The sequence below is a fragment of the Aliarcobacter sp. genome (genome assembly GCF_041672065.1).
GTDB lineage: Bacteria > Campylobacterota > Campylobacteria > Campylobacterales > Arcobacteraceae > Aliarcobacter > Aliarcobacter skirrowii.
In genome coordinates this window covers 1-9,776 of record NZ_JBAZAH010000061.1, presented here as the reverse complement: position 1 = coordinate 9,776, position 9,776 = coordinate 1, and the positions used below count along the sequence as shown (strand labels likewise).

Here is a 9,776-nt window from a genome sequence, read left to right as displayed (position 1 = left end):
CAGAAATGTTAGAAATTGTAAATAACACAGGAGCAGTATTTACAACAGCAGCAAATTATGAAGTAAGCATAAGTGATACTTCAAGTGCTGCAAATGTAAATATCGTAGCAGGTGATACGACAGGTGTGGTAACAGCAACAGTAAGTGCAGATACAGCATCAAATTTAAATAGTGCTTTAACAAATTCAACATCAACAGATGCTTTAACATTAACTATAACTGATACAAGTTTAAGCTCATTAACAAATTTATTAGCTCTTGATACAAAAACAAGTGTGGCAGTAAATGCATCAAGTATAACATCAATAACAGAAACATATGCAAATTTAAATACAGCATATTCATCAGCTGGAATAAGTGGACTTGGAAATGAAGCTGTAACAATTACAGATACACAAAGTGCTACAAATGTAAATACAATACTTGGTAAAACAACAGGAGTAGTAACAGCAACAGTAGGTACAGATACAGCAGCAAATTTAAATAGTGCTTTAACAAATGCAACATCAGCAGATGCTTTAACACTAACTGTAAATGGAGCAACAGCGACAGCTTCTGATTTAATATCACTTGATGGAAAAACAAATATAGCAATAAGTGTAACAGCAACATCAGTAAGTGGTACTTTTACAGATTTAAATAATATTTATGTAATAAATTCGAGTAATTATTCAAATCTTGGTGATGAAAATATAACAATTACAGATACACAAAGTGCTACAAATGTAAATACAATACTTGGTAAAACAACAGGAGTAGTAACAGCAACAGTAAGTGCAGATACAGCATCAAATTTAAATAGTGCTTTAACAAATTCAACATCAACAGATGCTTTAACATTAACTATAACTGATACAAGTTTAAGCTCATTAACAAATTTATTAGCTCTTGATACAAAAACAAGTGTGGCAGTAAATGCATCAAGTATAACATCAATAACAGAAACATATGCAAATTTAAATACAGCATATTCATCAGCTGGAATAAGTGGACTTGGAAATGAAGCTGTAACAATTACAGATACACAAAGTGCTACAAATGTAAATACAATACTTGGTAAAACAACAGGAGTAGTAACAGCAACAGTAGGTACAGATACAGCAGCAAATTTAAATAGTGCTTTAACAAATGCAACATCAGCAGATGCTTTAACACTAACTGTAAATGGAGCAACAGCGACAGCTTCTGATTTAATATCACTTGATGGAAAAACAAATATAGCAATAAGTGTAACAGCAACATCAGTAAGTGGTACTTTTACAGATTTAAATAATATTTATGTAATAAATTCGAGTAATTATTCAAATCTTGGTGATGAAAATATAACAATTACAGATACACAAAGTGCTACAAATGTAAATACAATACTTGGTAAAACAACAGGAGTAGTAACAGCAACAGTAAGTGCAGATACAGCATCAAATTTAAATAGTGCTTTAACAAATGCAACATCAGCAGATGCTTTAACACTGACTGTAAGTGCAGGAAGTGTTGAAGCTAAACATTTAACTGAATTAGATAATAAAACATCAGTTGCTATAAATGCAGCTGCAGTTACATCACTAATAGGAACAGCATCAGAAATAGAAACTGCATACACAGCAAATAGTGCTGGAACAATAACTGGATTAGGAAATGAGAATATATTTATCTCCAATACAGGAACGATAGCTTCATCACAAATAACTTCTTTAGATGTAGCAACTACAGGAACAGTAACATTAAGTGGTGCTGGTTCATTAACACTCACAACTATAGCAGGAGAAACTTTAGATTTAAGTGGAGTTACAAATAGTTTAAGTGGAACATTAACTATTAATGATAGCATTGGAGATAATAATATAAAAGGAACATCTGCAAACGATACACTAACTCTTTCATCAGGAAATGATACAATTAATCTTGGAGCTGGAGATGATACTATAAATGTATCAAATATGAGTGACTTAACAAGTGCAGATATTATTACAGATACAAGTGGAATAGATACTTTAAATATAAATGGAAGTGGAACTATTGCTAGTAGTGATTTTAATGTATCTGGATTTGAATACCTTAATTTATCAACAGAAGCAGATGTAGTTACATTTACAGATAAGTCAAGTTTTGATACTTTTAAATCAAAGTTTTCATCAGCTATTGATACAAAAGGTGGAGATGATGAGTTTAAATTCTCTTCAGCTATTACAGAGGATTTAGATTTTAGTAAGATTAATAATTTAGAAAAATTAAGCTTTAGTGAAAATGATGATATTGTAACTTTTGGAAGTGATGAGTTTAATGCAGGAATAAAAACACTTGATTTAGGTAATGGTCAAAATAAAGCATACTTAGAAGCAGATACAACTTCATCTGTTCAAGTAAATGGAGGTGCAAACAGTGATGAGTTTGTGCTTGATTTTACTAGAATTGAACAAGGAGATTATAAAGTAGATGGTGGAGATGGTGAAGATGAAATTTATGTTACAGGTACAAGTTCTTCTATTTCAACAGATACAAATATCTTTGGAGCAGGTGCGTTTGATAATATTGAAGCATTAGATTTAACAGCAACTGACTTAGTTGTAGGAGCTGATACAAGCGATGGTGGAACAAATGCAGAATACACATTAACAGGAGCATTAATTAATAGCTGGACTAGTTCAAATTCATTGAAATTAACATTAGATGCAGATGCAGCTTCTAAATTTGAATTTACAAATAATTATGGAACTAAATATGGTGGTGATGATTCAGGTACAACAGCAATTACTAATGGGTCATATACCTTAGATAATGGTGCGACATTGATCGTAGATGGATTATAAAAAATAGCTATAACTTAGCAAATTTTTAATATTAAAAAAAGGATAAAAATGTACAAAAACATAGAGATATTAGATAAAGAAAAATCAAAAGAGTTAAAATTTGATAATGTAGATACAACACAAATAGCTAAAAATGTTGGACTTATTCCTCTTGGATTTAGTGAAGTTTGGTATGCTAGTCATAGCTGTGCTGTTATTATTAGCTCAGGAGAAAATGCAGAGTTCTTAGCATTTACAGGAATTACACCTGAAATATCTATTTTTAATAAATCAGATATTTATATACCTGCATTTATAAGAGCTTATCCTTTTTTAAATGTTGAAGTAAGAGATGATAAAGAACAATTAAATAGTGTAATTGCATTTGATAATAATAGTGATTTTGTATCAGAAGATAAAGAGTTTGATATTTTTGATGAAGATAAAAATTTAACTAAAGAGGCTTTGGCTAAAGTTGAATTAGTAAGAGAATTAAATCGACAAAGAGATATTTCAAAAAAAATTATTGCTGAATTAAAATCAAATGATTTATTAATAAAGAAAGAGTTAAAAATTAATATTAATAATGAAGAAAAAACTATTTTAAGTGAATTTTATATTATAGATATTCATAAATTAGTACAATTAGATGATGAAACTGTAGCATCTTGGGCAAGAAAAGGTTGGATGGGTATTTTAGATGCTCACTTAAAATCTATTCCAAATTTTGAAAAAATATTAAGATTAAATTTTAAGTAATGGTATTAGAGAACAGATTTAATAAGTTAATAGAAGCAAGACATGGAACTATTTTATACAATAAGAATGATATCTATATTGGAAAATCAATAGAAAAGTATGGAGAGTTTTCATATCTTGAAGCAAAAATATTTGAACAAATTTGTAAAGCTGGAGATGTTGTAATAGAAGTTGGAGCAAATATAGGAGCACATACTCTCTATCTTTCAAAACTTGTGGGTAATGGTTTTGTATTTGCATTTGAACCTCAAAGATTGATTTTCCAAAATTTATGTGCAAATCTTGCACTAAATAGTATTTCGAATGTATTTGCATATCAAGAAGCAGTTAGTAATGAAAATGGAACTATAATAATTCCTGAATGTAATTTTAAAGAAAATAATAATTTTGGTGGAATAAATATTGAAAATACTAAAAATGGAACAACCGTAAATAAACAAAAATTAGATAATTTTTTGAATAAAATAAATAGATTGAAATTATTAAAAATAGATGTTGAAGGTATGGAAATATTAGTAATAAAAGGTGCAAAAGAGTTGATTGACAAATTTAGACCAATTATTTACGTTGAAAACGATAGGCAAGAACACTCTAAAGAGTTAATTGAGTTATTATGGAGCTTGGATTATAAAATGTATTGGCATTTGCCAAAGCTTTACAATAAAAGTAATTTTTTTTGTCAAGAAGAAAATATTTTTGGAAATATTGTTTCAGTGAATATGTTTTGTATTCATAAAGATTTAGATATTAAAGTTATTGATATGGTTGAAGTTTTAGATTCTAGCTTTCATCCAATGAAGAGATAATATTGATTAAATTTGATATAATAATGGTGTTTTAATTATTTTAAGGTTGAAGTATGACTCAAGAAGAAAAAAAACTTTCTGAACAAGCAATTGAATTTTTTAAAAAAAAAGATTATGATAAATCAAAATCTCTATATGAAGAGATTTTAAAAACAAACCCTAAAATTTCATTTATTTATGGAAATTTAGGAGTTATTTTTAAAATTAAAGGAGATATTAATAGAGCTATAAAATGTTATATAGAAGCTATAAAATTAGATCCAAAAAACTTACCGATTTATAACAATTTAGCGAATATTTTTAAAGAGATAAAAAATTATAAAATGGCTTTACAAGTATATTCGGATATTTTAAAGATAAATCCAAATGATTTTAATACTTTTAATAATATAGGGATAGTTTTTGAATTAATAGGGGATAATAATAAAGCTATAGAGGCTTATAAACAAGCTGTTAGGATAAACCCAAATCATGCAAAATCTATAAATAATATAGGTGTTGTTTTATATAAACAAAAAAGATATAAAGAATCAGCTCAGATTTTTGAAATTGCTTTACAAGTTGATGAAAACTATTTTGAAGTATATAGCAATAAAGGTGCAGCTTATAATAAAGCAAAAGAGTATGACAAAGCAATAGAATCTTTAGAAATGGCTATTCTTAAAATGCCAAATCATGGTGGAGCCTACACGAATTTAGGAAATGTATACAATAAGCTAAATGATTATGAAAAAGCTTCAAAACTGCACGAGAAATCAATAGAATTAGAACCTAATGGTTCAAATGCATATAGTAACTTAGGTACTTCATATAAATATTTGGGATTATCAAATAAGGCTATCTCTTCATATAAAAAAGCAATTGAATTAGATCCAAATTTTGTAAATGCTCATTTTGATTTAGCAACGATGTATTTAGCAATGGAAGATTTTGAAAACGGATGGAAAGAGTATGAATGGAGATTTAAAAAAGATGAGATGATTCCACATATAATAAGACATAAAGATATTTTTTCAAAACCACTTTTTACAGGTGCTGAGGATATTAAAGGTAAAGTTTTATTGCTTCATTCAGAACAGGGATACGGAGATAGTATTCAATTTATAAGATTTTTACCTCAAATAAAAGAGAAATTTGGATGTAAAATAGCAGTAAAATGTAGAGAAGGTTTAAAAGAATTATTTCAAACAATGTCAGAAATAGATGTGATTGCTGATAGAAACGAAGCAACACCTCAATTTGATTATCAACTATCTATTATGAGTATGCCATTTGTTTTAGGAATGAAAAGTATTAATGATTTACCAAAACGAATTCCTTATCTTAAATCAACTTCTTATAAAGAATTAGAAATCAAAAAAGAAAAAGGAAAAATTAATATTGGAATTTGCTGGAGTGCATCAGTTACAGGTGAAAGTTATGAAGGAAAAGTTTTTGATTTAAAATTTTTTGAGCCACTTATGAATAATCAAAAAATAAATCTTTATTCTTTACAAGTGGGTGAGGGAAGTGAAGATATTAAAAAACTTGGATATGAAGATAAAATTATTGATTTAACTTCTAGTCTTACAGATTTTTCAAAAACATCATGTTTAATTCATAATTTAGACTTGATAATATCTTCAGATACAGCAGTTGCACATCTTGCAGGTGCTTTAAATAAAGAAGTTTGGATTCCTTTACAAAAAATTCCAGATTGGAGATGGACGAATAAGGGAGAACTTACAAAATGGTATCCAAGTGCAAAACTATTTAGACAAAAAACAGCAAGAGTTTGGGATGGGGTGTTTCAATCTATAAATGCGAAACTTTCAAAAAAATATAAAATCATAATTAGTTGAGAGGTCTATTTTTGCAAAAACAAGAAAAAAATGTAGAGCAAGGAGATCCAGTATTTGAAGATAACAATTTAAATAGAGATGAGTACCCCTTATTATTTGCACTAAAGAATATTTTAGATTTTTATTTTGGAGAAATATCTTTAAATACAATTATTAGTTTTAGTGCAAAATCAAATCAAGGTTTTACCCCAGAACTAGCAATTGACATTGTTAGAGAAGTAGGTCTTACAGCAGTTGCTAGAGATATAAAAGCTTTAGATATTCCAAACCATTTTTTGCCTTGTATTATTTTTGATGATAGTAATATACCATATGTCTTAAAGAAAAAAGGAAAAGAATGCTTTTTGTATGATCCTATTAAAAATGAAGAGATAAGAAAAGATAATAATTATTTAAATAATTTTAAAAAAGCTATTTTAGTATTTAGGGATCCTAAAAAAGAAAAAATGTTAGATGAAATAAAAGATAAAGATTGGTTTTGGAATCCTGTAAAAAAATTTCGTAAATCATATATAGAAATAGGTATTTTAACTTTTTTTATTAATATTTTTGCCCTTGCACTTCCATTGTTTTCAATGAGTGTTTATGATAGGGTTGTTCCAAACAATGCAACAGAAACACTTTTTGTATTAGCTGTTGGTGTTGTTATTATACTTTTATTTGATATATTCTTCAAAAGTGTTAGAAATTATATAATTGAAAAAGTAGGAAAGGAGTTAGGAGTTTATTTAGAAGAAGAACTTTTAAAAAAGGTTTTAAGTATTCAATCTCAATATGATGTTATGTTAGTTGGAACAAAAGCAAATCTTTTTAGAGAGTTAGCTTTGATTAAAGATTTTTTTGCTACAAAATCTGTTGTACAAGTAGTAGATTTTCCATTTTTCTTTTTAGCGGTTACTGTAATATTTATTATCTCACCAATGATAGCACTAGTACCTTTATTGGTTGCAATTTTAGTATTAATATTTAATTTTGCTATGCAAGTACCAATTTCAAATTTAAGCAAAAAAAATATTGAAAATATTCAAGCAAAGCACTCTTTTCTGGTTGAAACAATTCAAGGAAGTGAAATGATAAAACTTTCAAACGCTCGTTCTACAAAGCTTTTTAATTGGAGAAATATTATTGCTTTAACAGATTCTGTAACTCATAAAATACAATCTTTAAATGTATTTTCTATGAATCTTTCACAAACAATTATTCAATTTGTTACACTTCTGGTTATTTTTGTTGGAGTATTTGAGATAGCAAACAAAAACTTATCAGTTGGTGGATTAATTGCTGTTACAATTTTAGCTAGCAGGGCAATGGTTCCTGTAATTCAAGTTTCAATGACTGTTATAAAATTAAAAGAGATAAAAGAATCTTTAAATAATATAAATGATTTTTGGCATTTACCGCTAGAAAATGATAAAAATATTGAAATAGGTTTGGGTGAAATAAAAGGAAATATTGAGTTTAAAAATGTTGATTTTTATTATAAAAATAGTAAATACCCATCTTTAGATAATTGTAATATTAAAATAAAAGAAGGCGAAAAAGTAGGTATTATTGGACAAACAGGTGCTGGTAAAAGTACTTTTTTACGAATTTTAACAGGACTTGATGCACCTACAAAAGGTTCAGTTTATCTAGATGATCATGAAATATCAACTATTCATCCAATTGAAATTAGACAAAATATTGGTGTAATGCCTCAAGAACCTTTTTTATTTTCAGGAACACTAAAAGAAAATATTGAATTAGCAACACCTGTTAGCAAAAAAAAGCTTATGGAATTAATAAAAATTACTGGATTAGAGGATTTAGTTAAAAAGTCAGGACAAGGTGATGGATTGCAAGTTGGTGAAAGAGGTTCTAATTTATCTGTTGGTCAAAGACATTTAGTAGCATTAGCAAGAGCTTTATTAAATAATCCTCCCATCTTAATTTTAGATGAGCCAACAACAGGACTCGATGTTGGACTTGAAAAAACTTTAATATCGCATATGAAACAAGTATTAGAAAATAAAACATTGATAGTTATTACTCATAGATTTGCAGCATTAGATTTAGTGGATAGAATAATTGTTTTAAATCAAGGAAAAGTAGTTGCTGATGGACCTAAAAATTTAGTTTTAGCATCACTTCAAGAAAAGAGATAGTATGGATAATAGGTTATTTGAAGAAAAAGATTGGAACTACTATACCACAGTAATTCCAATTATGCTATTTGTTATTATTTTTTTATTATGGGCTGCTTTTACCAAAATAGATGAAACTATAAAAGGAACTGGTAAAGTTGTTCCTTCTGGACAAACAAAAGTTATACAAAATCTAGAGGGAGGAATAGTATCTGCTATTTTATTAAATGAAGGAGATAGTGTAAAAAAAGGTGACACTATTTACAACCTTTCAAATGCATTTTTTAGTGCTGATTCAATTACAAAAGAGATAGATTTATTGACTTTTCAAGTAATTCTAATTAGATTAGATTCATTAATAGAAAATAAAACTGTTGTTGATTTCCCAGAAAACTTAAAACAAAAAATTCCTGAAATTGTAGAAAATGAAACAAAAATATTTTATGAAGAGTTGGAAAATAATCAAAGAAAGATTGAAATTGCTAGAGACCAATTTAATCAAAAAGTTTATAAATTAAAAGAGGCTAAAATTAGATTTAATAATCTTAATATTGAGTTAAATTTAGCTATGGAAAATATGAAAATTTTAGATGAACTATTAAATAAAAAAGTAGCTTCAAAAAAAGAGTATATAGCTGAATTGTCAAAAAAGCAAAGTATTGTAACACAAATTGAAGAGACTAAAAATATCATTCCTATATTACAAGAAGAACTTGAAGAAGCAAGAAAAAAAATAGCTTCTGCTGAATCTGAAAATAAAAGTAAGTTATTAAACAAATATACGGAAGTTAAAACAGAAATAAATAAACTTGTAGAAAAAAATAAAGCTAATGCAGATAGAGAACAAAGAAAATCTGTAGTTTCCCCTGTAAATGGAATAATAAACAAGCTCTATTTTTACACAGAAGGTGGGATAGTAAAACCCGGAGATAAACTAGCAGAGATTACCCCAATAGAGGATAATTTGACAATTGAAGCTAAGATAAAGAGTTCAGATAGAGCATTTATTTGGGAGGGTCAAGATGTTTCTATCGAGATAACAGCTTACGATTTTTCAAGATATGGATTATTAAATGGAAAGTTAATTTCAATATCTCCAGATAGTTTTGAAGATAAAAATGGTTCTATTTACTACATTGCAAAAATTAATGCAGAGGTTAATAATTTTGGTAAAGAAATGCCTATTTTACCAGGAATGGTTGCAAATGTAAATATTTTAACTGGTAAAAAAACTATTTTAGAATATATTCTTAAACCTCTTAAAAATATTGGTAAGAATGCATTGAGTGAGAATTGATACTTCAACTTTTAAGATAATTATTTATTCATCCTAATGCGAAAAACCTCTTCTTTTAAGGAGAGGATGTAAGCATATTAAACTTAGAAAACGAGATATTAATTAGATGTTTCTTGACTTTCAATATATTGTTTAACTACTTCAAGAGAAGCACCACCGCAACT

6 protein-coding genes are annotated in these 9,776 nt (G+C 27.7%); all 6 read left to right on the top strand.

From position 1 onward, the window contains the following. Positions 1-2,807 (top strand): beta strand repeat-containing protein (locus WC168_RS08275; RefSeq protein ID WP_372618632.1); only part of this gene is annotated, 2,807 nt, incomplete at its 5' end. 48 nt (positions 2,808-2,855) lie between these two features. Next, positions 2,856-3,545 (top strand): SapC family protein, encoded by a 690-nt coding sequence (locus WC168_RS08270; protein WP_279135149.1) that lies wholly within the window; start codon positions 2,856-2,858, stop codon positions 3,543-3,545. Then, on the top strand, positions 3,545-4,351 hold the full coding sequence (locus tag WC168_RS08265; RefSeq protein WP_372618630.1) for an FkbM family methyltransferase: 807 nt from the start codon (positions 3,545-3,547) through the stop codon (positions 4,349-4,351). Before WC168_RS08270 ends, WC168_RS08265 begins: the two co-directional genes overlap by 1 nt. A gap of 53 nt (positions 4,352-4,404) precedes the next feature. Beyond that, positions 4,405-6,192: a tetratricopeptide repeat protein gene (locus WC168_RS08260; protein WP_372618628.1), complete on the top strand. Its 1,788-nt coding sequence runs from the start codon at positions 4,405-4,407 to the stop codon at positions 6,190-6,192. Between the two features lie 11 nt (positions 6,193-6,203). Further along, a complete protein-coding gene (locus tag WC168_RS08255) occupies positions 6,204-8,336 on the top strand; it encodes a type I secretion system permease/ATPase (protein ID WP_372618626.1) in 2,133 nt (710 codons plus the stop codon). Between the two features lies 1 nt (position 8,337). Next, positions 8,338-9,612: an HlyD family type I secretion periplasmic adaptor subunit gene (locus WC168_RS08250; protein WP_066354833.1), complete on the top strand. Its 1,275-nt coding sequence runs from the start codon at positions 8,338-8,340 to the stop codon at positions 9,610-9,612. The last annotated feature ends 164 nt before the right edge of the window (positions 9,613-9,776 follow it).

Bases quoted from the DNA above. Each gene is read 5' to 3' on its own strand.
- WC168_RS08260 (WP_372618628.1), top strand. From the start codon at position 4,405: ATGACTCAAGAAGAAAAAAAACTTTCTGAACAAGCAATTGAATTTTTT.
- WC168_RS08250 (WP_066354833.1), top strand. From the start codon at position 8,338: ATGGATAATAGGTTATTTGAAGAAAAAGATTGGAACTACTATACCACA.
- WC168_RS08270 (WP_279135149.1), top strand. From the start codon at position 2,856: ATGTACAAAAACATAGAGATATTAGATAAAGAAAAATCAAAAGAGTTA.
- WC168_RS08265 (WP_372618630.1), top strand. From the start codon at position 3,545: ATGGTATTAGAGAACAGATTTAATAAGTTAATAGAAGCAAGACATGGA.